This is a genomic window from Enterobacter sichuanensis, from assembly GCF_009036245.1.
In the GTDB taxonomy this organism is placed as follows: Bacteria; Pseudomonadota; Gammaproteobacteria; order Enterobacterales; family Enterobacteriaceae; genus Enterobacter; species Enterobacter sichuanensis.
On the sequence record NZ_CP027986.1, the window covers coordinates 1,251,387 to 1,274,147 of the forward strand.

A 22,761-nucleotide genomic window follows, 5' to 3' on the forward strand; every position below is an offset into this window, starting at 1 on the left:
ACCCGGCCTACTTTTCCTGTGAGATGAGAATTATGTTCGACACCCTTTCCAAAGCAGGTAAGTACCTGGGCCAGGCCGCCAAAATGATGATCGGCGTACCGGATTACGACAATTACGTCGAGCATATGCGCGTCAACCATCCGGACCAGACGCCAATGAACTATGAAGAATTTTTCCGCGATCGCCAGGACGCCCGCTACGGCGGCAAGGGCGGGGCGAAGTGCTGTTAACCCTCTTTCGGTAAATAGAGGCTGATCTGTTCCTGCTTACAGCCGTAAAGTGCCGCGAGTTTTTCGCGGGTTCGCTTTTGCGGGCGAGAGTCCAGCGCTTCCAGCTGTGACACGGCGGACTGGCTGATGCCAAGTTTCTCTGCCACCTCCTGCTGGGACATGCCGCGCAGGATGCGCCATGCGGCCTGCAGGCTGACGTTCTGCCAGGTCATGATGTTGCAAACCTCGCCAGGAAGCTCAACGTCATCCAGACTATCGTGTTCGACTTCAATATCCTCCAGGTCGTCGTCGGTTTCGTCGTCAATTTCTGCCATTTGTAAGAGCATACGAAAATATTCGTGATAGGGAATAACGACGTACTGCGTTTTCCCGTTATCGTCCTTGATTAGCTGTACAGCCATAGGTTGCACTCTCCTCATGCAGGTAAGTCGTTGAAGTTCTACGCTTGATGGCCAAAACATAACAATGGTCATCGGGATCGTCCCGAAGCGTATAGATGATGCGGTAATCGCCAACGCGTAGCCGGAAATGATCTTCTGTCGCCGATATTTTTTTGATATCGGGCCGGGGAGCGGAACGGTCATCCAGCTCAGCAAGCTTTACCTCAATGCGTCGCTGATACCGCTCGTCAATCTTTGAAAACGCCTTCTTTGCACCATTGGACCAGACAATCTTCATCCGTACCTCCACTGTACGTCCACACAAAATATAAGGAAATAATAAGACTATTAGATAAATTCCGAATTTCTTATGGGGTACTGTAGAGCGGAGAATAAACGCCGGTAAGAGGCAAAACGCATTCCCTCGAGGTGGCTTCAAAACGCCTCTGCCTGGCGACAGAGGCTTGCAGAGAATGTGCGATCAGGCGTTCAGACCGCCGTCCACGTCCAGCCCTGTGCCGGAGATCTGCCCGGCGGCCGGGCTGGCAAGGAAAGTGACCGCTGCGGCGATGTCCTCCGGCTGGCCGTAGTGACCGACGGCAATCATCTGGCGCTGCGCTTCCGCCTGCTCTCCGTCCTCCGGGTTCATGTCGCTGTTGGTAGGGCCAGGATGGACCAGGTTAACGGTGATGCCGCGCGGGCCTAAATCGCGCGCCAGGCCGCGGGTAAGAGAGTTGAGGGCGGACTTCGTCATTGAGTAAACGGCAATGCCTGGCATGGCCACGCGGTTAGCCAGACAGCTGCCGATGTTAATGATGCGCCCGCCGTCAGACATATGCACCAGAGCCTCCTGAATGGCGATGACCACCCCACGAATATTGACGTTGATCAGGGCGTCAATGTCCGCCAGCGTCATGGACTCCAGCGGGCCGCCGCGCGCAATCCCGGCGTTGTTGACCAGAATGTCCAGCCCGCCGAGGGCGCGCGCCGCATGGGTGACGGCATCCTGAATGGCCTGCGCGCTGGCGCTGTCGGCCTGCACCGCTTCACCGTGCCGCCCAAGCGCCTTAATTTCATCGGCAACCGCCTGGGCTTTATCGGCAGATTTTTCATACGTAATAACCACGTCGGCACCGGCGCGCGCCAGCGACAGCGCGATAGCGCGACCCAACCCACGGCTGGCGCCGGTAACCAGCGCCTTCTTACCTGTTAAATCGATCTGCATGATGACCTCGTTGCGAGAGTGATGAGAATCATCATTAGGTATAGTCCGTCGGGGCGATTAACGGCTGAAGTATTCCACCTTCTCAAACGCCGCGCGCAGAACCTCAGGCGTTAACGTGACAGGCAGAAAATGAATTGACTCTACCGGACGCAGGGTATGAGCAATGACCTTTTCCAGTTCCTCGCGGTTATGGATATCGACCTCCAGCGCACGAAGCGTGGTCGGCAGGTTGAAACGCTGATACGCCGAGATAAGCTGTGCCAGCACGTCCTCCTGGCCGAGCAGAGCGCTTTGCACCAGGATGCCGTAGGCCACCTTGGTACCGTGCAGGTATTTTTCCGTTTGCGGCAGCACGGTCAAGCCATTATGCACTGCATGCGCAGCCGCCACGCGGGTATAGCGCTCGCCCAGGCCGCCGACCATCCCGCCACCGGCGATAACGGCATCCACCACGTCCCTGAATGCCTGGGTTTGTTCGCCGCGCTGCTGGTCAGCCAGCGCTTCCTCGCTGTGCGCCAGCAGCACGTCGCGGATTGCCAGCGCGCCGTTAATGCCCAGCCGCACGGTCAGCGGCAGGTCTTCAGGCCGAGGCGCGAGCACCACCGCTTCATACCATTTCGCCAGCGTATCGCCAATCCCCGCCAGCAGGTACTCCGCCGGGGCGTTGAGAATGATATGCGGCTCGACCAGCACCAGGAAGTTGGCGTCGTCGAAAATCTCAAACTGCAGCGCCTGACCGGCGTCGTTGTACCAGACGGAAAGTGGCGTCCACGCTGCACAGGTGGCGGCGATGGTCGGAATTGCCACTACCGGGATACCCAGACGGCGAGCCACCGCTTTGGCGGTATCGAGCAGCGCACCGCCGCCAACGCCAATCACCACGCTCGCCTCGCTGCCGGCTTCATGCACCAGGTGGGTGACGTCACGCTCGCTGCAGTGGCCTTTAAACAGCAGGTGTTTCGCCCCCGGCGCGTTAAAACTCTCCGGCAGGAAAGGGCGCGCGCCTTCGATGGCGCGCTCGCCGTAAATCCACACCGCGCGGGAAAGCTGTTCCGGGGTAAAGAAGTCATTCAGACGCGCAAGGCTTCCGGAATGGGAAAAGTAGTTCGCCGGGCCAGGTACGACGCGGATATCGGTGGTGCTCATGAAGGTGTCCTTTTTTAGCAAGCGCTAACCCGATGTTATGTCTGGACATCCGGATGGCTAATAATATTTCGCTTTAACTTATGCCTTTTCCGTCGTTGTCAGTCAACCGGAGCTGTGAAAAATTCGCTAAATCAGAAGAGTAATGAAGGATTTACGCGGATGGTTTCCAGTCGCCTTGAGATGCGCGGTATCAGCCTGGCCTTTTCCGGCTTTCAGGCCCTGTCGCGCGTGAATTTCACCCTAACCGGCGGATCGGTGCATGCCCTGACCGGCGCCAATGGCGCGGGGAAATCAACGCTGATGGCAGTGCTGTGCGGAACGCACGAACGTTATGAAGGTGAGATCTGCATTAATAACCAGCCGGTGACGATCCGCGAGCCGCTGGACGCCAAACGGCTGGGGATCCATCTGGTACAGCAGGAAGTGGATGTGGCGCTGATCCCGGGATTAACCATTGCCGAGAACATTATGCTCGATACGCTGGCGCAGCCGGGACATCGCTTCAGCTGGCGTACGCTCCGCCAGCAGGCGAGACAGGCCCTGGCGCAGCTGGACGTCTCTCTTGACGTGCGCCGCGTTATCGACAGCTGTTCGCTTGCCGAAAAGCAGCAGATTTTGCTGGCACGGGCGCTCTCCCATCACTGCCGTTTTTTAATTCTGGATGAGCCCACTGCGCCGCTGGACGCCCACGAAAGCGAGCGCCTGTTTGCTGTGGTCAGACGTTTACAGCAGCAGGGCATCGGCGTGGTGTTTATCTCGCACCGCATTCACGAGCTGAAAGCCATTTGCGACACCCTGACGGTGCTGCGCGACGGCAAGCTGATTGAGTCCGGTCCAATGGCGGATCTTAGCAGCGAGGCGATCGTCGAGAAGATGCTCGGTCACGTGCTGAGCGATATCTACCCGCCTGCGCGCCCTGCGCACGGCGACGAAACCTTGCTAAGTGTGGAAGGGCTGCACGACGACGCGCTGCTGAAAGATATCTCCCTGCACCTGCGCAAAGGCGAAATTCTCGGCATAGCCGGGCTGGCGGGCGCAGGCAAAACCGAACTCTGCAAGGCGCTGTTTGGTGCCAGCAAAAGCCGCGTGGCGCGCGGTGAGCTGAATCATCAGCCCTGGAAACCGCGCGACCCGGCGGATTCGGTGCTGCGCGGCCTGGCGCTGGTGCCGGAGGAGCGGCGCAAAGAGGGCATTTTTATCGACGAGCCGGTGAGCATGAATCTGGCGGTGACGGCGGATAACAGCTTCTCGCGCTGGAGCCTGTTCGGCCATCGTCAGGCGTGGCGCTGGGCGGAAGAGGTTATCGCCCGCGTGGGCGTGCGGGCGCGCGGGCCGGGGCAGGTGCTGCGCCGTCTGTCCGGCGGTAACCAGCAAAAGGTTGCCATCGGCAAATGGCTGCGCAATGACGCCAGCGTACTGATATTCGACGAACCGACCAAAGGCGTGGATGTGAAGGCCAAAACCGACCTGTTCCAGCTGATTGACGGCCTGGCGCGCGAGGGCAAAGGGGTCATTTACGCCTCCGGCGAGTTTGCTGAGCTGGTGGGGCTGTGCGACCGCATCTGTGTGCTGTGGGACGGACGTATCGTGGCGGAAATCGCCGGGGCCGAGGCCCGTGAAGAAACCCTGCTTTATTATTCAACCGGAGGAACGGCGTCGTGAGTAAGGCCCTTTCAGTGAACGCGGCGGCGTCTGGCCGTCAGCAGATTTTCGATTTTCTCTATAAGTGGGGCATGTTGCTGACCGTCGTCGCGCTGGTGGCCGTTTTTGGCCTGGCGTCGGACAGCTTCCTCGACCCGAATAACATCATCAATATTCTGCGTTCGATTGCCATCGTGACGGTGATTGCCATTGGCGTGTCGATTTCGCTGACCATTGGCGGGTTCGATCTCTCCGTGGGATCTACCGCGTCGCTGGCGAACGCGCTGGTGATTTCACTCTTCGTCTGGCACGGCTTCGGCACCACCGAGTCGATTCTGATCACCCTCGCGCTCTGCACGCTGGTGGGGCTGTTTAACGCCTTTCTGATCGTCATCCTGCGTATTCCGGATATGCTCGCGACGCTTGCCAGCCTGTTTGTGATCCAGGGCGTGGCGATGACTTACAGCTACGGCGGGTCGATCACCGAGAACATGGTGCTGCCGAGCGGTGACATGGCGGAAGGGACCATTCCGGCGGCGTTCAGCCTGCTGGGGCAGGTGCCAACCATCGTGATCATCATGCTGGCGGTGACCATTCTGGCGCAGCTGGGCCTGTCATTGACCACCCACGGCCGTCGGATGTACGCCATCGGCGGTAACCCGGAAGCGGCTCGCCTTTCCGGCATCCGCACTACCCGTTACAAGGTCGCGGCCTACGTGATTGCCTCTCTGCTGGCGGGCCTGGGTGGGATTTTGCTGGCCTCGCGCATCGGTTCGTCGCAGGTCAATGCGGGCGGCGGCTACCTGATGGATGCGGTGGCGGCGGCGTGGATCGGCTTCTCGCTGGCCGGCTCCGGCAAGCCGAACGCGCTGGGAACCCTGGTCGGGGCGATCATTCTTGGCGTGCTGTCGAACGGGCTGGTGATGCTCTCGGTGCCGTATTACGCCATGGACATTATAAAAGGGCTGGTGCTCGCGGTAGCGCTGGCGATTACCTACATACAAAAACGCTGACAACACAACGGGATAAAAAATGAAAAAGATTGCACGCTCTTTGGTGGCATTAGGGTTATTCGCTGCTCTGCCTGGCTTTGCGGCCACGCCGGCACCGCTTCCACCAGCCATTGCTAACCACGACGGCCCGATCCGCATCGCGGTGATCCGCAACCTCGGCTCAGACGACAACACCACGCAGTTTATTGCCGGGGCGATTCAGGAAGGCAAGAAGCTCGGCTTTAAGGTCAGCACCTTTTTAAGCAACGGGGACGATGCCAAATTCCAGGACTTCGTGAACCAGGCCATCAGCCAGAAATATGACGGGATTATTCTCTCCCAGGGGCGCGATCCGTATGCGACTGCGCTGGTGAAGAAAGCGGTGGATGCCGGGATCAAAGTCGCGGTATTTGATACCGCGGTGAACGGCGAGATCCCGGGCGTGACCGTTACCCAGCAGGACGATGCCTCCCTGACCAATCTCTCCTTCGGCCAACTGGCGAAAGATTTCAACGGCAAAGCCAATATCGTCAAGCTGTGGGTGGCGGGTTTCCCGCCGATGGAGCGTCGTCAGGCGGCCTATAAAGCGCTGCAAAAGCAGTATCCGGAGATCAAAGAGCTGGAGTCTATTGGCGCGGTCTCGTCTGACGTGCAGGGTGACACCGCCAACAAGGTGGGCGCGATCCTGGCGAAATACCCGAAAGGTAAAATCGACGCCATCTGGGGCACCTGGGACGCCTTCAGCCAGGGCGCGTATAAGGCGCTGAAAGAGAACGGCCGCACCGAGATCAAGCTCTACAGCATCGACATCTCCAACCAGGATCTGCAACTGATGCGCGAGCCGGGCAGCCCGTGGAAGGTGAGCGTGGCGGTGGATCCGAAGCTGATTGGGGCCACCAACGTGCGTCTGGTGGCCAATAAAATTGCCGGTGAACCGACCCCGGCCACCTACGATTTTAAAGCCGCGGCCATCCCGCAGGCCCTGCTGACCGCCCAGCCGGGCGCGGTGAACGTAGCGTCGCTGGGGAAAATCATTCCAGGCTGGGGCCAGACGGAAGATTTTATCGCCCCGTGGTTTGCGACGCTGGAAGCGAAAAATAAATAAAACAAGCCGGGTGGCGGCTGCGCCTTACCCGGCCTACATTTTGCACCCGTAGGCCCGGTAAGCGCAGCGCCACCGGGCGAAAGGAATCCACTATGTCAGCATTACCCACCCCCGAATACAGCCGCAATATGCGACTGATTGGCCATAGCGACCAGGGCGGTCGCCCTGACGGCGTGCAGCTGATGGTGCACCGCGGATTCGCCTGGATCGGCCATATGGTGTCGCAGGGCTTTTCGATAGTGGACGTGCGCGACCCGAAAAACCCCAAACCCGCGGGCTATGTTCCCGCGCCGCCCGGCACCTGGAATGTGCACCTCCAGGCGCATGACGATCTGCTGCTGGTGATCAACGCCCGGGATCTGTTTGCCGATGCCCGCTTTGCCGACGAGAAGGTTTACTACACCCGTCAGGTGGGGGAGACCGTCAGCGACGTGCAGGACAGAGGCTGGAGCGCCGGGCTGCGCGTGTTTGATATCTCCACGCCGGACAAGCCGCGTGAGATCGGCTTTCTGTCACTGAGCGGCATTGGCATTCACCGCATCTGGTACGTCGGTGGGCGCTGGGCCTATGTGTCCGCGCTGATCGACGGTTTTACCGACTACATCTTCCTGACCATCGATCTGGCCGATCCGCGTAAGCCCGAAGTGGCAGGGCGCTGGTGGCTGCCGGGGATGAATCAGGCGGCAGGGGAAAAGCCTGACTGGCCGGAAGGCAAACGCTATGCGCTGCATCATGCGATCGTCGCAGGCGATACCGCCTACGGCAGCTGGCGTGACGGGGGGCTGACGCTGCTGGACGTGAAAGACCGCACCCAGCCGACATTGATTAGCCATCGCAACTGGAGTCCGCCGTTTGGCGGTGGGACGCACACCGCACTGCCGCTGCCCGACCGCGATCTACTGGTGGTGCTCGACGAAGCGGTGCTCGACAATCAGGAAGACGGCGAGAAGCTGATCTGGCTGTTTGATATCCGCGAGCCGGCAAACCCGGTCAGTATCTCGACATTCCCGCAGCCGGATGAGAGAGACTACGTGACGAAAGGGGCACACTTCGGACCGCATAATCTGCATGAAAACCGGCCGGGGAGCTTTGTCAGCTCAACGCTGATTTTTGCCACGTACCAGAATGCTGGCGTACGTGCGTACGACATTTCCAATCCGTATCGTCCGGTGGAAACCGGTGCGCTGGTGCCTGCCGCACCTGAGAGGATGATGGACACGCGGCCGAATCGCCCGCAGGTGATCCAGTCATGCGATGTGTTTGTGGATGCGCAGGGAATTATCTACAGCACGGATTATAACGGCGGGCTGTCGGTGATTGAGTATCTGGGGTGAGAGTTTGCCCGGTAAGCGTAGCGTCACCGGGCAAACGGTCTCAGCTGTACTGCCGAACCCGTGCCACCAGCTCTTCCACGCTGTCGATACGGTCCGCAATCACAATCAACGCCTTGCCGAGCGTAATCGCGTGGCGCAGGCATTCGTGGCGCATGGCCTCATCCGCGATGGTGTCGATATCCGCCACGTGTGAAAGCCCTACGCTGCGGCGGATCAGCTCGGTGCCACTGAAGCCAATGGCATCGTGCCAGACTTTTTTCAGAAACGCGGAGGCATAGCCCGGTACGCTCAGCGCGGCATCGCGCGTTTTCGCATGTGCCAGCGCCTGGAAGCGTTCCGCGAAGGTGTTCCAGAGTTCCTGAATATCGGTCAGGCGCTGTTCGCGCGCGGCGGCGGCATCGCGAATGCCCAGATGCCCCGGCAGGCCGCAGAAATTGAGCAGCAGGTTGCCGATAGCGGTGCCCACGTCAAAGCCAATCGGGCCCACGTAGCCGAATTCAGCGTCGATGGCCTTCAGGCTATCTTCCGCCACGAATATCGATCCGCTGTGAATATCGCCGTGCAGCAGCGCTTCGGCATGCGAGAAGAAGCGATGCTTGAGTGAGGCCACGGCAATTTTCAGCTGGGCGTCGTCGCGCAGGGCGGCGACGTCGCTTTCCAGCTCGGCCGGGTAGCTGTTGCGCGCGTGGATCTGGTACGGATCGTTGAAGAACAGATCTTCCGTGATCTCGCACATCTCAGGGTTAATGAACTTCGCCACCTGCGCTTTTTTATCGTGCGGGTGCAGGTAGAAATCGCTGGTGTGGAACAGCGTGTGCGCCAGGTATTCCCCCAGCTGACGTGCGGCCTGCGGGTAGTGATGATTTTTAATCAGCTCGCCGCGCCAGATGCGATGGCTGGAGAGATCTTCCATCACCATCACCGCCAGCTCCGGGTCGTAATGGTGGATTTTCACGGTGTGCTGCGGGCTGTGCCGGTAGTGCTCGACCAGCGTTTGCGCCTCCAGGCGCGCACGGTCCAGCGTCAGCGGCCAGGACTCGCCGACGCAGCGCACATAAGGGAGTGCCTGCTTAACGATGATACGGCTCACGCCCTGGGCATCGTAAATTTTGAAAACCAGATTAAGGTTACCGTCGCCCACTTCCTGCGCCTCTACCAGCGATGAGGGATTATCAAGGCCGCCAAACTGCCTGGCATACTCCACGGCGTCCTGGGCGGTAAAGGTACGGTATTGCGACATTGCCTGCTCCTCACTGATTTTGCGAATAAAGACATGTAGACGTCTATACATCTGGATTTCATCCTGACACAATGTGCTACAACAACGCAACAGGGAATTAACGACATGCAGACAATACAGACGACCAGCCTGCGGGTGACGGATAATCAGCTCTTTATTCTCGACCAGCAGGCGCTTCCGCAGGAGAAACGCTGGCTGGACGCGACAGCGGTAGAGGCGCTGGTGGGGCATATTCATGCCCTTCGCGTGCGCGGCGCGCCGCTGATTGGTCTCTCTGCAAGCCTGCTGCTGGCGCTGTTGGCCGAAAACGGCAAAAGCCGTGATGAACTGGCGCTGGCGCTGGAAACGCTGCGCGCCTCCCGGCCGACGGCGGTTAACCTGATGAACAACCTCGACCGCATGAAGCTGGCGCTCTGGCAGGAAGATTTTGTGCCGGCGCTGACGGCGGAAGCGTTGCGTCTGATTGATGAGGATAAACAGCTCTGCGACGCCATCGCGCGTGCGGGCAGTGCGCTGGTGAAGCCCGGTAGCCGTCTGCTGACCCACTGCAACACTGGCGGTCTCGCAACCGCGGGCGTGGGAACCGCGCTCGGCGTTATTGCCCGTGCGCATCAGGAAGGCAACGTCAGCAACGTCTGGGTGGATGAAACCCGGCCGCTGCTGCAGGGCGGCAGGCTGACCGCATGGGAGCTTGGCGAGCTGGGTGTGCCGTATCAGCTTATCACCGATTCCATGGCCGCCAGCCTGATGGCGAAAGGGCAGGTCGACGCCGTGTGGGTAGGGGCCGACCGCATTGCCGCCAACGGTGATGTGGCGAATAAAATTGGCACCTACTCTCTGGCGGTGCTGGCGAAATTCCACGGTATTCCGTTCTACGTTGCTGCGCCGCAGACCACGCTCGACCCAGACTGCCCGAACGGGGACGCGATTCCCATCGAGCAGCGTGCCGCCAGCGAAGTGACGGGCGTGGCGGGAAGCTTTGGCGCGGTGCAGTGGGCGCCGGAAAATGCACGGGTCTATAACCCGGCCTTTGACGTTACGCCTGCCTCGTTGATTAGCGGCTGGGTACTGGATACGGGCGTGGTCACGCCGGAAGCGGTGGCAAACGGGAAATTCGCCTGACTCCGGCTATCCTTTAAGGGGTTCCCCTGAGAGGACAACATCGTGACGCTCGACCCTGAGACAGATTTAAAACTGGAGCGCGTGGTGGATGCACCGCGCGACCTGCTATGGCTGTGCTGGACTACGCCCGAGCACATCAAAAACTTCTTCATTCCTGCACCCCATAAGGTGACCGAATGCGATCTCGATCTCCGCGTGGGCGGGCGGTTCAACACCGTGTTTGAGGTGGACGGTCAGCGGATGGATAACCGCGGCGTCTTTCTGGAAATCGATCCTGGCAAAAAGCTGGTCTTTACCGACGGTTATACCGAGGGCTGGAAACCGGCCGAAAAGCCGTTTATGACGGCGATCCTGTTGCTGGAAGATGTCGGGGAGGGCAAAACCCGCTACACGGCCATTGCGCGTCATCCAACGAAGGCGATCCGCGAGCAGCATGAGCAGATGGGCTTCCACGAAGGGTGGGGGATTGTGCTGGATCAACTGGTGGGGTATGTGAAGGGGCTTAACGCGTAGGGTGCGCTGGTGCCCTCACCCCGGCCCTCTCCCACAGGGAGAGGGAGCAAACACTAAAAACGGCAGCTATAGCTGCCGTTTTGCTTTCACCTATGCCAGACGAGGATACGCATCCGCAATCGCATCCCCGGTAAACTGCGCCACCCAGCCTTCCGGGTTGTCGAAAATACGGATCGCGGTAAAGTTCGGCTCTGAACCCATATCAAACCAGTGCGGCGTGCCCGCCGGCACGGAAATCAGGTCGTTTTTCTCGCACAGCACCTGATACACCTCATCACCAATGTGCAGGCAGAACAGCCCGGCACCTTCTACAAAGAAGCGCACTTCATCTTCGCCGTGGGTGTGCTCGTTCAGGAACTTCGCGCGCAGCGCCTCTTTCTGCGGGTTGTCGGCGCGCAGGCTGATCACATCCCAGCTCTGGTAACCCTTCTCCGCCACCAGCTTATCGATCGCATGCTGATAAGCTTCGATCACGGCTTCAGGCGCGGGGTCCTGTCCTAAATCCCGATCGGCCGCCCAGCGTTCAAAGCGCACGCCTTTGGCGTTGAGCTGTTGGGCAATTTCGTCCGCGTTGGTGCTGTGCCACTGATGCTTACTGGCGTCTTTATCAGAGTAAATCGTTAATGCGCTCATGAAGGGATCTGCTCCGGGTTAATCTCGTCAAACTGGTGAACCTGATGATGGTGGCTTGCGCCGTCATCATCACCGCGAATCAGCTGCAGGGTGCGAAAACCTGCCTGTTCAGCCGCGTCCAGCTCCTGATGAATATCTGACAGGAACAGGATCTGCGATGGCGAGACGCCCGTTTGCGCCGCAATGTTCTGATAAGACTGCACTTCACGCTTGGCGCCGATATGGGTATCAAAATAGCCGCTGAACAGATGAGTAATATCACCTTCGTCGCTGTAGCCAAATAACAGTTTTTGCGCTGCGACGGAGCCAGAGGAATAAACATAGAGATCAATCCCTTGCGCTTTCCATTTTTCCAGCGCAGGGAGCACGTCCGGGTAGAGATGGCCGGTAAAGTCGCCATTGACGTATCCGTCGTGCCAGATAATCCCCTGCAGTGCCTTCAGCGCCGTCGATTTGCGGTCTTCATCCATAAAGGTAAACAGGGTGTCGATAAGCGTGCTGACGCTGGCGTGCGGCGCGTCAATTTCATCGCGCAGGTTGTCCAGAATGGATTTGACCGGCTCGGCGTACTGCTGAGCGGTGACGAAGGCCGCCAGACGCTCACGCGCGTAGGGGAACAAAACATCATGGACAAAACGGATATCGCTGGTGGTGCCTTCAATATCCGTCACAATTGCGCGAATCATACCTTCTCCAGTTGTCGTGAACGCATTTCGCATTCAAATAAGAATTCTAACCCTTCAAGATGACGGCGGGCCTCGGCCACATCGCGTCCCCAGCAGGTTAAGCCATGACCGCGCAGAAGAAAACCATAATTAAGCGGGCGTTCCTGTGCGTAATGGGCGATTCGCGAGGCGAGGGCGTCGATATCCTGATCGTTGTCAAACACCGGAATGGCCACCGTATCCAGATGGCTGGTTTGCCCGGTGAGGGATTTTTGCATCTCGAAGCCGCTGATGTTGAGCTCAGCTTCTTTCACCAGACGCGACAACACCGTGGCGTTAACCGTGTGAACGTGCAGCACGGCGTTGGCTTCCGGGAACAGACGATAGATCAGGGTGTGCAGCCCGGTCTCCGCCGAGGGCTTGCGGCCAGATGGCGCGCGGTTGGTGGCGATCTCCACCTGCAAAAAATCCTCTGTTGTGAGGCTGCCTTTGTCTTTTCCGGATTCGCTGAGCCAGCACAGATGTTCGTCCTGACGCACCGACATATTGCCGCCGGTGGCAGGCGCCCAGCCTTTGGCCCCGATCCAGCGGCAGGCGTCGACCAGAGAGGTGAGTTGCGGGTTGTCTGTCATTGCCTTGTATCCTCCCGGACAGGAATATGAATAGCATATAGACGTCTAAGCGTCTTGATTGCCAAAGACTAACATCGTGTTATAGTGGCGGCAACATAAGTATTACAAGCAGGCACAACACAATGAGCACTAACGCATTGATTCCGCAGAGTAAGCTTCCTCAACTGGGGACAACCATCTTTACGCAGATGAGCGCCCTGGCGCAGCAGCACAATGCGATTAACCTTTCGCAGGGGTTCCCGGATTTTGACGGACCGTCATATTTGCAGTCGCGCCTGGCGTACCACGTCGCACAGGGGGCGAATCAGTACGCGCCGATGACCGGCGTGCAGGCGCTGCGGGAGGCCATTGCGGACAAAACGGCTGAGCTATATGGCCATAAGCCTGATGCAAATACTGACATCACGGTGACGGCAGGGGCTACCGAAGCGCTGTATGCGGCGATCACGGCGCTGGTCCGCACCGGCGATGAGGTGATCTGCTTTGACCCAAGCTACGACAGCTACGCGCCGGCGGTTGAACTCTCTGGCGGCGTGGTAAAACGGGTGGCGTTACAGCCACCGCATTTCCGTCCTGACTGGCAGGCGTTCGCTGCGCTGTTGAGTGACAAAACCCGCCTGGTGATCCTGAATACGCCGCATAATCCCTCGGCGACCGTGTGGCAGAAGGCCGATTTCGCCGCGCTGTGGCAGGCTATCGCCGAACGCGAGATTTATGTTCTGAGCGATGAAGTGTACGAGCACATCTGCTTTGCAGAGGAAGGGCACGCCAGCGTGCTGGCCCATCCGCAGCTTCGCGAGCGGGCTATCGCCGTGTCGTCATTCGGTAAAACCTATCATATGACCGGCTGGAAAGTGGGCTACTGCATCGCGCCGGCCGCCATTAGCGCGGAGCTGCGCAAAGTGCACCAGTACCTGACGTTTGCCGTGAATACGCCAGCCCAGCTGGCGCTGGCCGATATGCTGCGCGCTGAACCTGGACATTATCGCGAATTACCGCATTTTTACCGCGAACGTCGGGATCTGTTTGTCTCTGCGCTCGGTAAAAGCCGTCTGGAGATTTTGCCTTCGGAAGGGACTTATTTCCTGCTGGCTGACTACAGCGAGGTTTCCGATCTGGATGACGTCAGCTTCTGCCAGTGGCTGACCAAAGAGGTGGGCGTGGCGGCGATCCCGTTATCGGTATTTTGCGCCGATCCCTTCCCGCATAAGCTGATCCGTCTCTGCTTTGCGAAACAGGAATCGACGCTGCTGGCGGCGGCAGAACGTCTAAACGCGCTCTGATTATTTTACCGTCCAGGCTTCGGAGTATCGACGGTCTGCAAAGAGTTCCAGCAGGCCGTTGATTTGCCTGAGGCGCAGGACCTCGTCGTTGTCCATCCCCAGTTCCTGACTGATTTTCTCGTCATCCCAGCCAAGCTGGGCCAGCTCGCGGACGATGTCGGACATCGCATTAATCTGGTGACGACCCCGGGCACGATTATGGCGAATGGTGGCCGCCATCCGGTCGAACTTTTTCTGCCGTTCTTTACGCAGAAAGGTGACGGGCAGGTAGCCTTTAAGCTGGCGCTTTAACACCGCCCGGTTCGAACCAATTTCGTGACGGTGAAAGCCGTCGACGATTTCATAATGTTGAGTATCGCTTTCCGTTACCACAATGGGCTGGGTGAAACCATCCAGCTCGAGTGATTTGCAGAGCAGTCGTTTTTCCGGCGGCGCGACGTTATTGGGGTTGTAATCGTTCGCGGTGATATCGTCCTGTTTAATCCACAGCACACAGTCGACAGGCTGCTCTCGGAAAGGGCTATTTTCATGAATGGCCTGACGAAAGGCGTTGATGGCTTCAATGCGTTGGTCTTCGGGAAGTGACTGAAGATAACGTTTAATTTCCTGAATCAATCGTTGCTGCATAGTATTCCCCACTCCTTGCGTTTTGACTTTATCCGTTCGCTGTAACGCTGATAATGCTTTGGTTTATTGGGACTGAATGAAAGCGCCCGACACCAGTAGTCATTGTTGAGTAATACCTTGCACACGCGTCGCCAGGACGGAATATCTTTCGCCCCGATATCGCCTTCCTGCGTGTCGGGAATATCGGCCATGCCTCTCTTCTGATACCAGTGTAAATAAACCGCGATTTTATTGCGGTAATGTTCCGCCGTCATTTGCGGCATGCTGTCGAGCAGCAGCATGGCGTATTCCCGCCAGCTGAGCGCGTCGGGTTTCAGAATTTTGCGGTGGCCATAAAAATGATTGTTCTGCCCGGCATAGATGCCACCGCAGTGAACGCCCGCCACCCGCTCGCACATGGCCGCCCAGCGCTCGGGCTCCACGACGTGATAGAGCCACAACCCCTGGCGCTGCTCGGGGCCAAAGGGTTCACAGATGCGCATATAGCGCGGGGGGACGCCCGCCTGGAACATCAGGTCGTAAAGCGGGTTATAGCATTCGCCCGTTTTGGCAAACCATGTCCAGATATCGGCGGTTTTCCAGTCATAAAGCGGATAGATATACCAGGCGTGGCCGCCAGGGGCGACGGTGGTCCAGGGTTTGTCATCGGCAAAACGCTGCTTTCGCGCATTGGCGATGGTCAAAAAACGGTTGTAGGATTCATCGGCGCGAATACCGACCATCATTGCCGCCGGGCGTCGTTGGGCATACCAGTCGGAAAAGGTGCGGACAAAGGCTTCAAACGTCATGCCAGGCTGGTAGAAATCGAAGTAAGCCGGATCGGTAATCGCCTCCGCAGGCGGCTGGCGCACCCACTGTTTCCCTGGCTCCCAGCATTGCCATTCTGGCTCGAATTGTGTCAGGGCATTTTGCGTGGTGAGGGGGAGCGCAACCCACCAGTATTGTTCAATCACGTCGGCGTATTGCGCGAGCATATTATTTACATGCTGAATGGTATAGGTAAACTGCGCTTCCCAGTCGATAAAAAGCAGATGAATTTTTCTCCCCATTTTGCGGGCCTGGCGGGCCGTTAAATGCAGCATAATGGTGGAATCTTTCCCACCTGAAAATGAAACACAAACCCTGGGTAGATTCTCAAGCGTCCATGTAATGCGGTCTTGCGCAGCCTCCAGGACATTTTGATTGAGCGGATACTTATACATTGACATAACCAATCTTCTCCCTGGATATAAATACCGGATGGGTGTCAATTAAGGTGTGAGGATAATAGTAGTGAAAAACAGGAGCAGGTAAATGAAAAAGAGAAAAGTTTTTATTATCTATAAATGAGGATTATCTGTTTATAAAAGAAAAGGGCTGTGTTAACCCCAGCCCGAGGTGTTTAAATTTCCGCAACTTGTTCAATAAAGGTCGAGAAAACCGAGCTGTTTAGGGCAGAGCGGTTATAAATCATGAACACCTCCAGAGGGGGAAGGGTGAAGGGGGTGTCCAGTTTTTTGAGCCGCATCACCTCTTTGTATTTTTCATATAAGGCTTCGGGTATATTGCCGATGAGATGTGAGGCGCTGATCATGGCGAGGATCGTGTATACGGAATCGCAACGGAAACCAATGTTTTTCTCAGCGTGCAACTTATCAATTTGTGACTGGTAGTGCTTCATGCCGGGTTCATCGCTCAGGAATACCGTAAATTTTTCTTCCTGAAGCGCTTCCATCGTGACAACGTCTTTCAGCCGCGGGTGATCCTGACTGCAGGCCATAATGACTGGATAGCTTGCATAAGGGACGCATACCATTGAACGGTTGTTAACCGGCGCCATAGAAAAAATAAGATCCGCTTTACGGTACGCCAGCAGGTCTTCTGCGGAATCAGCAGTCAGCAGCATATCGTGAAGCTCTATCTCGTAATTATGATGTCTCATCAAGAGCTTAAGCGGGGTAATCAGGTTTTCCGTCGTCAGGATTTGCGGACTGTAGACGATAAAATTCTTTTTAAGTGCAGACGCATTCATAATGTTGATTGTCTGCTCAAGCTGATTGAGGTTTTGCTCAAGATGATGGTGAAGATTGACACCCACCGTGGTGGGCGTAATTCCTTTCCCCGAACGGATAAACAGAGGATCGTTGAGCTGGTTACGCAGACGCTGCAGCGATTGACTGACTGCTGACGGAGTTATGTACAGCGTTTCTGCTGCCTTGCTGATGCTCAGGTGCTGGTAGATACATTCGAAAATGACCAGCAGGTTGAGATCGAATTTTTTAAGGTCGTAAAGGTTTGCCATGTTTCATCCTGAGTGAGCTGCGTTGCGTTATCACATCACTGATAACTATAGAACTAAGTTAACTATTTACCATCCGTGATAGTTAACTAACTTAATTGTTATTGAATGCGAACTTAATATATCACGAACGTAGATTAATGAAATAGAGCTTCAATTATGATGAAGATATTTTTATCTTTAAAAACGCAGATAAAATTGAATAAAAATGGTGTCGTTTATATATCGACAAGTAAATATCACTCATTTCTATTTTTCACGCCGGATAAGCGGGGGCGTGCGTGAAGAGGACAGTTTGGTAAAACCTATCACAGCCATAGATACGATTACCCCTTTCGCACATTGCTCTGGATCAGTACGGGTGCTGTAATCAGGAGGCTGTTACGATCCTGATATAAAGGTAAGTAGAGCGCAACGCAACGCCAGTGTTACTGGCACTGAAAGTTCCTGTGGAAAGTTCAGGTATCAGGGCCGCCCACCAGGGCGGCCTTTTTACTTTCGGGCTTTAGTTTATTCAGTTCTTAACGTTGTCTTGATTGGGTTGTTAGGTTTGGCTGATTGATTTGATAAAGCATACGCATTAGCCCCGATGGATAAAGTTGGTTACCTTACATCTCAACGAAAACACGGAGGAAGTACAGATGTCTTTGATTAATACCAAAATTAAACCTTTCAAAAACCAGGCGTTCAAAAACGGTGAGTTCATTGAAGTCACTGAGAAAGATACCGAAGGCCGCTGGAGCGTGTTCTTCTTCTATCCTGCTGACTTCACCTTCGTTTGCCCGACTGAACTGGGTGACGTGGCAGATCACTACGACGAACTGCAGAAGCTGGGCGTAGACGTTTACTCTGTGTCTACCGACACCCACTTCACCCACAAAGCATGGCACAGCAGCTCTGAAACCATCGCCAAAATCAAATACGCGATGATCGGTGACCCGACTGGCGCCCTGACCCGTAACTTCGACAACATGCGTGAAGATGAAGGCCTGGCTGACCGCGCGACCTTCGTTGTTGACCCGCAGGGCATTATCCAGGCTATCGAAGTTACCGCTGAAGGTATCGGCCGTGATGCTTCTGACCTGCTGCGTAAAGTGAAAGCGGCTCAGTATGTTGCTTCTCACCCAGGCGAAGTTTGCCCGGCGAAATGGAAAGAAGGCGAAGCGACTCTGGCGCCCTCTCTGGACCTGGTCGGTAAGATCTAAGTCTGTAAAGCCTGGCGGCGCTGCGCTTGCACAGGCCTGCAGTATCGTAGGCCGGGTAAACGAAGTGCCACCCGGCAATCAATGGGCGCACCCGCGCCCATTTCATTCCAGCACCATGATGCAAGTTGCATTCAGGCCGCCCGCAGAAAGGCTGCTTGCATGATGACGTTTTAAGAGAGGGAAGAATAATGCTCGACACTACGATGAAAACCCAGCTCAAGGCCTACCTTGAGAAACTGACCAAACCTGTTGAGCTGATTGCCACGCTGGACGACAGCGCGAAATCGGCAGAAATCAAGGAACTGCTGGCAGAGATCGCTGAACTGTCGCCAAAAGTGACGTTCAAAGAAGACAATACCCTGGCAGTCCGTAAGCCTTCTTTCCTGATAACCAACCCAGGCTCTGATCGGGGGCCGCGCTTTGCCGGTTCTCCGCTGGGGCATGAATTTACCTCGCTGGTGCTGGCCCTGCTGTGGACCGGCGGCCATCCGTCGAAAGAAGCACAGGCGCTGCTGGAGCAGATCCGCGATATCGACGGCGATTTTGAGTTTGAGACCTATTACTCACTCTCCTGCCACAACTGCCCGGACGTGGTGCAGGCGCTGAACCTGATGTCGGTTCTGAACCCGCGCATCAAACACACGGCTATTGACGGGGGTACTTTCCAAAACGAAATCACCGATCGCAACGTGATGGGCGTTCCGGCAGTGTTCCTGAATGGGCAGGAGTTTGGCCAGGGCCGTATGACCCTGACGGAAATTGTTGCCAAAGTGGATACCGGTGCCGAAAAACGGGCTGCCGAAGAGCTGAACACGCGTGATGCGTATGATGTCCTGATTGTCGGTTCTGGCCCGGCGGGCGCGGCGGCGGCGGTGTACTCCGCACGTAAAGGGATCCGTACCGGCCTGATGGGCGAACGTTTTGGTGGTCAGGTACTGGATACCGTGGACATTGAAAACTATATCTCTGTACCGAAAACCGAAGGTCAGAAACTGGCCGGGGCACTGAAGGCGCACGTCAGTGATTACGCCGTGGATGTGATCGACAGCCAGAGCGCCAGCAAGCTGGTTCCGGCCGCGGTTGAAGGTGGCTTGCATCAGATTGAAACCGCCTCCGGCGCTGTGCTGAAAGCGCGCAGCATTATCATTGCTACCGGCGCGAAATGGCGCAACATGAACGTCCCGGGCGAAGATCAGTATCGCACTAAGGGCGTGACCTACTGCCCGCACTGCGATGGTCCGCTGTTCAAAGGGAAACGCGTGGCGGTGATCGGCGGCGGTAACTCCGGCGTGGAAGCGGCTATCGACCTGGCGGGTATTGTGGAACACGTTACCCTGCTGGAGTTTGCCCCAGAGATGAAAGCCGACCAGGTTCTGCAGGACAAAGTACGCAGCCTGAAAAACGTCGACATCATCCTGAACGCGCAGACCACGGAAGTGAAGGGCGACGGCAGCAAGGTGACCGGTCTGGAATACCGCGACCGCGTGAGTGGCGATGTCCACAGCGTAGCGCTTTCGGGGATCTTCGTGCAGATTGGCCTGCTGCCAAACACCACCTGGCTGGAAGGGGCGATTGAGCGCAACCGTATGGGCGAAATCATCATTGATGCGAAGTGTGAGACCAGCGTGAAGGGCGTATTTGCGGCCGGCGACTGCACCACCGTGCCTTACAAACAGATCATCATCGCCACTGGCGAAGGTGCGAAGGCGTCCCTGAGTTCATTCGACTACCTGATTCGCACCAAAACCGCATAAAAAAAAGTAAGACGACACCTGCAATAGCAAGAGGCCACCGGAAGGTGGCCTCTTTTTTTATCTGACGACCATCACCGGAATGTGCGTGTGGCGGATCACGCTGGAGGCGTTCGACCCGAGCAGATGCGTGGTGATGGACGGGTTACGCGAACCGATGACCACCACGTCAGCTTTTAGTTCGTTTGCCAGTTCGTTTACCGCATCACGCACGCTGCCAAACCGGACGTGCGTTTTGATGCGTGAAGGGTCGATGCTGAAATGGCCAACCATGGTTTGCAGGCGAGTTTCCGCCTCGTGCTGCAAGTGCTCCTCGAAGCGACGCACATCGGCGGCGAAGCGGTGAAGGCTCAGGCTGGCGGAGCCTGGCAGCACGTGCAACAGATGGATGACACCGTCCTGCTGCGCCAGGAACTCGGCATGGCGTACGGCCTTGTCGCTCAGCTCCATCTCAAAAACATCAACCGGCATAATGATTCTCTGATACATACCCGTTTCTCCTTGTTTATAAACGCTGAACTCATTCAACCACAAAATAGACATGGTTTCTGTAAGCGCCCCGGCAGTTTTCTCATCTCGCCAGGATAAATCTCAAAAGGCCCGTATTCCCGGGCAGACCTTCAGGGGTAGCTACCCTTATACACTTACCTGGAACCTTTCGGAGGTCGCATGAAAGCACTTACGTATCACGGTCCGCACCATGTTCGCGTCGAGAATGTCCCTGACCCCATCATTGAACAGCCCGACGATATCATTCTGCGCGTTACGGCCACGGCGATCTGCGGCTCCGATTTGCATCTCTACCGCGGAAAAATCCCGAAGGTGCAGCACGGCGATATTTTTGGTCACGAATTCATGGGCGAAATTGTTGAGTGCGGCTCAGAGGTGAAGCAGCTGCAGAAGGGCGATCGCGTGGTCATCCCTTTTGTTATCGCCTGCGGGGACTGTTTCTTTTGTCGTCTGCAGCAGTACGCGGCCTGTGAGAATACCAATGCCGGACAGGGTGCGGCCCTGAACAAAAAGCAAATCCCCGCGCCGGCGGCGCTGTTTGGCTATAGCCATCTCTACGGCGGCGTGCCGGGGGGACAGGCGGAATACGTGCGCGTGCCGAAAGGTAACGTCGGGCCGTTTAAAGTCCCGCAGCTTCTTTCTGATGATAAGGCGCTGTTCCTGTCGGATATTTTGCCCACGGCCTGGCAGGCGGCAAAAAATGCGCAGATTGAAAAAGGCTCAAGCGTGGCGGTTTACGGTGCCGGGCCGGTGGGGCTACTGACCATTGCCTGCGCGCGGCTGTTAGGGGCCGAGCAGATCTTTGTTATCGATCACCACCCGTATCGGTTGCGATTTGCCGAGGCGCGTTACGGTGCCATCCCAATCAACTTTGATGAAGATAATGACGCCGCGGAAAAAATCATCGAGCAGACCGCCGGCCAGCGTGGGGTTGATGCCGTGATTGATGCGGTAGGATTCGAAGCGAAAGGCAGCACCACGGAAACGATCCTCAGCAATCTTAAAATTGAAGGCAGCAGCGGGAAAGCGTTGCGTCAGTGTATTGCGGCCGTTCGCCGTGGCGGGGTGGTCAGCGTACCCGGCGTGTACGCCGGGTTTATTCATGGCTTCCTGTTTGGTGACGCCTTCGATAAGGGGCTGACGTTTAAGATGGGCCAGACGCACGTTCACGCCTGGCTGGGCGAACTGTTACCGCTGATCGAAAAAGGGCTGCTTACGCCGGAAGAGATTGTCACCCATTATCTCCCCCTTGCGGATGCGGAACGCGCCTATAAGATTTTCGAAAAACGGGAGGAGGAGTGCCGGAAGGTGATCCTGGTTCCTGGCGCCGAAACGCCCGAGGCGGCGGAACAGCAGGTTAAAGGGCTGGTAAATGCCTTTCCGGGTGGGGTGGTGTGAGGTGGCTCATCTACCAGTGGCGCTCCAGATAAAGCACCGCCGTGACAATAATCGCCACAAAAATGAGAAAAATAAGCGTGATAACCCCTATCTCACTCATGACCGTCCCCGCGGCACCAAAACAGATTAAGCGTGGATTAAGGCCATTTTGCGCGATATAGGAAATTAGGGTGAATTGGCGGAAAGAGGATGCGACAGCATCCTCTGTGCAACGCGGGGCGCGCTTGTTCAGAAGGGGTTAACGCAGATAATCGCCCGCCGCTTCTGGCTGGTAGAGTAACGCAAGGACTTCCAGATGGGTTGAGGCGCCGCCCGGTAATTCCCAGTGGATGGTATCCCCCGCGCGCAGCCCCAGCAGAGCAGCCCCTACAGGTGCAAGGACAGAAAGCTGAGTGCTGCTGTCCGTCATCTGCGCCGGGTAAACCAGCGTGCGGGTCAGCTCTTCACCGGTGGTCAGGTTGCGGAATTTTACCTGGCTGTTCATGGTGACCACGTCATGGGGCATTGACTCAGGCGTGCACATTTGTGCCCGGTCGAGCTCCTCATTCAGGGCGTCTGCCACCGGCAGTGAGGCAAATTCTGCTTTTTCCAGCAGTCTGTCGATACGTTCTGCGTCGAGCTCGTTAATGATAATGGTTGGTCTGGACATTTTTACTCCATGTCGTTAATGCTGCGTGTTACGCAGAAACTGATCCAAAAGAAAACCCTCGCCGTCTGGCAGCGAGGGTTTAACTCTCCCGATGATACTGGCTGAGCGCGTAAGTTTGAAGTGATGAAGGTCACATTCATGGTCCATATGAATTTTCGTTGAAATTTATTCAGTCTTCCTTTCCGCTGGATTGCGTTACGCT

General features: G+C 56.6%; 25 protein-coding genes. 11 read left to right on the forward strand and 14 right to left on the reverse strand.

Translation table 11 applies throughout. The annotated features are described in order from the left end of the window. Positions 1–32 precede the first annotated feature (32 nt). Entirely contained in the window at positions 33–230 is a 198-nt protein-coding gene (locus tag C1N69_RS05840; protein ID WP_047355420.1) for a YbdD/YjiX family protein, read from the forward strand. Here C1N69_RS05840 and C1N69_RS05845 read toward each other — a convergent pair. From C1N69_RS05845 to C1N69_RS05860, 4 genes are all read right to left on the reverse strand, one after another. Further along, on the reverse strand, positions 227–631 hold the full coding sequence (locus C1N69_RS05845) for a helix-turn-helix domain-containing protein (RefSeq protein ID WP_155030838.1): 405 nt from the start codon (positions 629–631) through the stop codon (positions 227–229). The genes C1N69_RS05840 and C1N69_RS05845 overlap by 4 nt on opposite strands. Then, complete coding sequence (locus C1N69_RS05850; RefSeq protein WP_047957999.1) at positions 603–908, reverse strand: type II toxin-antitoxin system RelE family toxin; 306 nt, start codon at positions 906–908, stop codon at positions 603–605. The genes C1N69_RS05845 and C1N69_RS05850 overlap by 29 nt, the downstream gene beginning before the upstream one ends. 183 nt (positions 909–1,091) lie before the next feature. Then, positions 1,092–1,835, reverse strand: coding sequence for an SDR family NAD(P)-dependent oxidoreductase (locus tag C1N69_RS05855; protein WP_045286216.1), 744 nt, complete (start codon positions 1,833–1,835; stop codon positions 1,092–1,094). 57 nt (positions 1,836–1,892) lie between these two features. Beyond that, a complete protein-coding gene (locus C1N69_RS05860) occupies positions 1,893–2,981 on the reverse strand; it encodes an oxidoreductase (protein ID WP_155030839.1) in 1,089 nt (362 codons plus the stop codon). 159 nt (positions 2,982–3,140) lie between these two features. Here C1N69_RS05860 and C1N69_RS05865 point away from each other — a divergent pair, with 159 nt between their 5' ends. The 4 genes from C1N69_RS05865 to C1N69_RS05880 all read left to right on the forward strand — a co-directional run bounded on the left by C1N69_RS05865 (position 3,141) and on the right by C1N69_RS05880 (position 8,053). Beyond that, positions 3,141–4,643, forward strand: coding sequence for a sugar ABC transporter ATP-binding protein (locus C1N69_RS05865; protein WP_155030840.1), 1,503 nt, complete (start codon positions 3,141–3,143; stop codon positions 4,641–4,643). Then, positions 4,640–5,635, forward strand: coding sequence for an ABC transporter permease (locus tag C1N69_RS05870; protein WP_045286213.1), 996 nt, complete (start codon positions 4,640–4,642; stop codon positions 5,633–5,635). The genes C1N69_RS05865 and C1N69_RS05870 overlap by 4 nt, the downstream gene beginning before the upstream one ends. A gap of 19 nt (positions 5,636–5,654) precedes the next feature. Continuing rightward, entirely contained in the window at positions 5,655–6,719 is a 1,065-nt protein-coding gene (locus C1N69_RS05875) for a sugar ABC transporter substrate-binding protein (RefSeq protein WP_047958003.1), read from the forward strand. A gap of 92 nt (positions 6,720–6,811) precedes the next feature. Beyond that, positions 6,812–8,053: an LVIVD repeat-containing protein gene (locus tag C1N69_RS05880; protein WP_155030841.1), complete on the forward strand. Its 1,242-nt coding sequence runs from the start codon at positions 6,812–6,814 to the stop codon at positions 8,051–8,053. Between the two features lie 40 nt (positions 8,054–8,093). On the opposite strand, the gene mtnK is transcribed toward C1N69_RS05880, so the two are convergent. After that, entirely contained in the window at positions 8,094–9,293 is a 1,200-nt protein-coding gene (gene mtnK, locus C1N69_RS05885) for an S-methyl-5-thioribose kinase (RefSeq protein WP_095452208.1), read from the reverse strand. A 105-nt stretch (positions 9,294–9,398) separates the two neighbouring features. On the opposite strand from mtnK, the gene mtnA reads away from it, so the two are divergent. After that, a complete protein-coding gene (gene mtnA / locus C1N69_RS05890; RefSeq protein WP_095452209.1) occupies positions 9,399–10,415 on the forward strand; it encodes an S-methyl-5-thioribose-1-phosphate isomerase in 1,017 nt (338 codons plus the stop codon). Between the two features lie 42 nt (positions 10,416–10,457). Continuing rightward, positions 10,458–10,928, forward strand: coding sequence for an SRPBCC family protein (locus C1N69_RS05895; protein WP_045286208.1), 471 nt, complete (start codon positions 10,458–10,460; stop codon positions 10,926–10,928). Between the two features lie 90 nt (positions 10,929–11,018). Here C1N69_RS05895 and C1N69_RS05900 read toward each other — a convergent pair whose 3' ends face one another. From C1N69_RS05900 to C1N69_RS05910, 3 genes are read right to left on the reverse strand one after another with little or no spacing between them, the layout of a single operon-like run. Continuing rightward, positions 11,019–11,561: a 1,2-dihydroxy-3-keto-5-methylthiopentene dioxygenase gene (locus C1N69_RS05900; protein ID WP_155030842.1), complete on the reverse strand. Its 543-nt coding sequence runs from the start codon at positions 11,559–11,561 to the stop codon at positions 11,019–11,021. Then, positions 11,558–12,247: an acireductone synthase gene (mtnC, locus tag C1N69_RS05905; protein WP_025756315.1), complete on the reverse strand. Its 690-nt coding sequence runs from the start codon at positions 12,245–12,247 to the stop codon at positions 11,558–11,560. The genes C1N69_RS05900 and mtnC overlap by 4 nt, the downstream gene beginning before the upstream one ends. Further along, entirely contained in the window at positions 12,244–12,858 is a 615-nt protein-coding gene (locus C1N69_RS05910) for a methylthioribulose 1-phosphate dehydratase (RefSeq protein ID WP_155030843.1), read from the reverse strand. The genes mtnC and C1N69_RS05910 overlap by 4 nt, the downstream gene beginning before the upstream one ends. Positions 12,859–12,980: 122 nt before the next feature. On the opposite strand from C1N69_RS05910, the gene C1N69_RS05915 reads away from it, so the two are divergent. Next, positions 12,981–14,141 carry a pyridoxal phosphate-dependent aminotransferase gene (locus tag C1N69_RS05915; protein ID WP_155030844.1) on the forward strand — a complete coding sequence of 387 codons (1,161 nt, stop codon included), beginning with the start codon at positions 12,981–12,983 and terminating at the stop codon, positions 14,139–14,141. On the opposite strand, the gene C1N69_RS05920 is transcribed toward C1N69_RS05915, so the two are convergent. The 3 genes from C1N69_RS05920 to citR form a co-directional block, all read right to left on the reverse strand. Continuing rightward, positions 14,142–14,768, reverse strand: coding sequence for an IbrB-like domain-containing protein (locus tag C1N69_RS05920; RefSeq protein WP_094919540.1), 627 nt, complete (start codon positions 14,766–14,768; stop codon positions 14,142–14,144). Beyond that, positions 14,753–15,976, reverse strand: a complete 1,224-nt coding sequence (locus C1N69_RS05925; protein ID WP_155030845.1) for a phosphoadenosine phosphosulfate reductase — start codon at positions 15,974–15,976, stop codon at positions 14,753–14,755. The genes C1N69_RS05920 and C1N69_RS05925 overlap by 16 nt, the downstream gene beginning before the upstream one ends. A 173-nt stretch (positions 15,977–16,149) precedes the next feature. Then, entirely contained in the window at positions 16,150–17,049 is a 900-nt protein-coding gene (citR, locus tag C1N69_RS05930) for a DNA-binding transcriptional repressor CitR (RefSeq protein WP_095441816.1), read from the reverse strand. 638 nt (positions 17,050–17,687) lie between these two features. On the opposite strand from citR, the gene ahpC reads away from it, so the two are divergent. Continuing rightward, positions 17,688–18,251: an alkyl hydroperoxide reductase subunit C gene (gene ahpC / locus C1N69_RS05935; protein ID WP_008501015.1), complete on the forward strand. Its 564-nt coding sequence runs from the start codon at positions 17,688–17,690 to the stop codon at positions 18,249–18,251. A gap of 188 nt (positions 18,252–18,439) precedes the next feature. Beyond that, entirely contained in the window at positions 18,440–20,005 is a 1,566-nt protein-coding gene (gene ahpF / locus C1N69_RS05940) for an alkyl hydroperoxide reductase subunit F (RefSeq protein ID WP_104556687.1), read from the forward strand. Between the two features lie 57 nt (positions 20,006–20,062). Here the strand turns inward: ahpF and uspG are convergent, their stop codons facing one another. Then, the gene (gene uspG / locus C1N69_RS05945) at positions 20,063–20,491 is read right to left on the reverse strand and encodes a universal stress protein UspG (RefSeq protein WP_025756322.1); all 429 of its coding nucleotides are present in this window, start codon (positions 20,489–20,491) and stop codon (positions 20,063–20,065) included. Positions 20,492–20,671: 180 nt separating this feature from the next. On the opposite strand from uspG, the gene C1N69_RS05950 reads away from it, so the two are divergent. After that, positions 20,672–21,910 carry a zinc-dependent alcohol dehydrogenase gene (locus C1N69_RS05950; protein WP_025756323.1) on the forward strand — a complete coding sequence of 413 codons (1,239 nt, stop codon included), beginning with the start codon at positions 20,672–20,674 and terminating at the stop codon, positions 21,908–21,910. A 10-nt stretch (positions 21,911–21,920) separates the two neighbouring features. Here the strand turns inward: C1N69_RS05950 and yldA are convergent, their stop codons facing one another. Further along, entirely contained in the window at positions 21,921–22,010 is a 90-nt protein-coding gene (gene yldA, locus C1N69_RS23065) for a small membrane protein YldA (RefSeq protein WP_008501020.1), read from the reverse strand. Positions 22,011–22,148: 138 nt separating this feature from the next. Continuing rightward, the gene (gene rnk / locus C1N69_RS05955) at positions 22,149–22,559 is read right to left on the reverse strand and encodes a nucleoside diphosphate kinase regulator (RefSeq protein WP_059386034.1); all 411 of its coding nucleotides are present in this window, start codon (positions 22,557–22,559) and stop codon (positions 22,149–22,151) included. Between the last annotated feature and the right edge of the window lie 202 nt (positions 22,560–22,761).

What these genes read in the sequence shown, in the direction of transcription:
- citR (WP_095441816.1), bottom strand. Translation starts at nt 17,049, where the DNA reads ATGGCAAACCTTTACGACCTTAAAAAATTCGATCTCAACCTGCTGGTC.
- yldA (WP_008501020.1), bottom strand. Translation starts at nt 22,010, where the DNA reads ATGAGTGAGATAGGGGTTATCACGCTTATTTTTCTCATTTTTGTGGCG.
- C1N69_RS05845 (WP_155030838.1), bottom strand. Translation starts at nt 631, where the DNA reads ATGGCTGTACAGCTAATCAAGGACGATAACGGGAAAACGCAGTACGTC.
- C1N69_RS05855 (WP_045286216.1), bottom strand. Translation starts at nt 1,835, where the DNA reads ATGCAGATCGATTTAACAGGTAAGAAGGCGCTGGTTACCGGCGCCAGC.
- rnk (WP_059386034.1), bottom strand. Translation starts at nt 22,559, where the DNA reads ATGTCCAGACCAACCATTATCATTAACGAGCTCGACGCAGAACGTATC.
- uspG (WP_025756322.1), bottom strand. Translation starts at nt 20,491, where the DNA reads ATGTATCAGAGAATCATTATGCCGGTTGATGTTTTTGAGATGGAGCTG.
- C1N69_RS05950 (WP_025756323.1), top strand. Translation starts at nt 20,672, where the DNA reads ATGAAAGCACTTACGTATCACGGTCCGCACCATGTTCGCGTCGAGAAT.
- C1N69_RS05840 (WP_047355420.1), top strand. Translation starts at nt 33, where the DNA reads ATGTTCGACACCCTTTCCAAAGCAGGTAAGTACCTGGGCCAGGCCGCC.
- C1N69_RS05850 (WP_047957999.1), bottom strand. Translation starts at nt 908, where the DNA reads ATGAAGATTGTCTGGTCCAATGGTGCAAAGAAGGCGTTTTCAAAGATT.
- C1N69_RS05865 (WP_155030840.1), top strand. Translation starts at nt 3,141, where the DNA reads ATGGTTTCCAGTCGCCTTGAGATGCGCGGTATCAGCCTGGCCTTTTCC.
- C1N69_RS05915 (WP_155030844.1), top strand. Translation starts at nt 12,981, where the DNA reads ATGAGCACTAACGCATTGATTCCGCAGAGTAAGCTTCCTCAACTGGGG.
- ahpC (WP_008501015.1), top strand. Translation starts at nt 17,688, where the DNA reads ATGTCTTTGATTAATACCAAAATTAAACCTTTCAAAAACCAGGCGTTC.
- mtnA (WP_095452209.1), top strand. Translation starts at nt 9,399, where the DNA reads ATGCAGACAATACAGACGACCAGCCTGCGGGTGACGGATAATCAGCTC.
- ahpF (WP_104556687.1), top strand. Translation starts at nt 18,440, where the DNA reads ATGCTCGACACTACGATGAAAACCCAGCTCAAGGCCTACCTTGAGAAA.
- C1N69_RS05920 (WP_094919540.1), bottom strand. Translation starts at nt 14,768, where the DNA reads ATGCAGCAACGATTGATTCAGGAAATTAAACGTTATCTTCAGTCACTT.
- mtnC (WP_025756315.1), bottom strand. Translation starts at nt 12,247, where the DNA reads ATGATTCGCGCAATTGTGACGGATATTGAAGGCACCACCAGCGATATC.
- mtnK (WP_095452208.1), bottom strand. Translation starts at nt 9,293, where the DNA reads ATGTCGCAATACCGTACCTTTACCGCCCAGGACGCCGTGGAGTATGCC.
- C1N69_RS05875 (WP_047958003.1), top strand. Translation starts at nt 5,655, where the DNA reads ATGAAAAAGATTGCACGCTCTTTGGTGGCATTAGGGTTATTCGCTGCT.
- C1N69_RS05880 (WP_155030841.1), top strand. Translation starts at nt 6,812, where the DNA reads ATGTCAGCATTACCCACCCCCGAATACAGCCGCAATATGCGACTGATT.
- C1N69_RS05900 (WP_155030842.1), bottom strand. Translation starts at nt 11,561, where the DNA reads ATGAGCGCATTAACGATTTACTCTGATAAAGACGCCAGTAAGCATCAG.
- C1N69_RS05910 (WP_155030843.1), bottom strand. Translation starts at nt 12,858, where the DNA reads ATGACAGACAACCCGCAACTCACCTCTCTGGTCGACGCCTGCCGCTGG.
- C1N69_RS05925 (WP_155030845.1), bottom strand. Translation starts at nt 15,976, where the DNA reads ATGTCAATGTATAAGTATCCGCTCAATCAAAATGTCCTGGAGGCTGCG.
- C1N69_RS05860 (WP_155030839.1), bottom strand. Translation starts at nt 2,981, where the DNA reads ATGAGCACCACCGATATCCGCGTCGTACCTGGCCCGGCGAACTACTTT.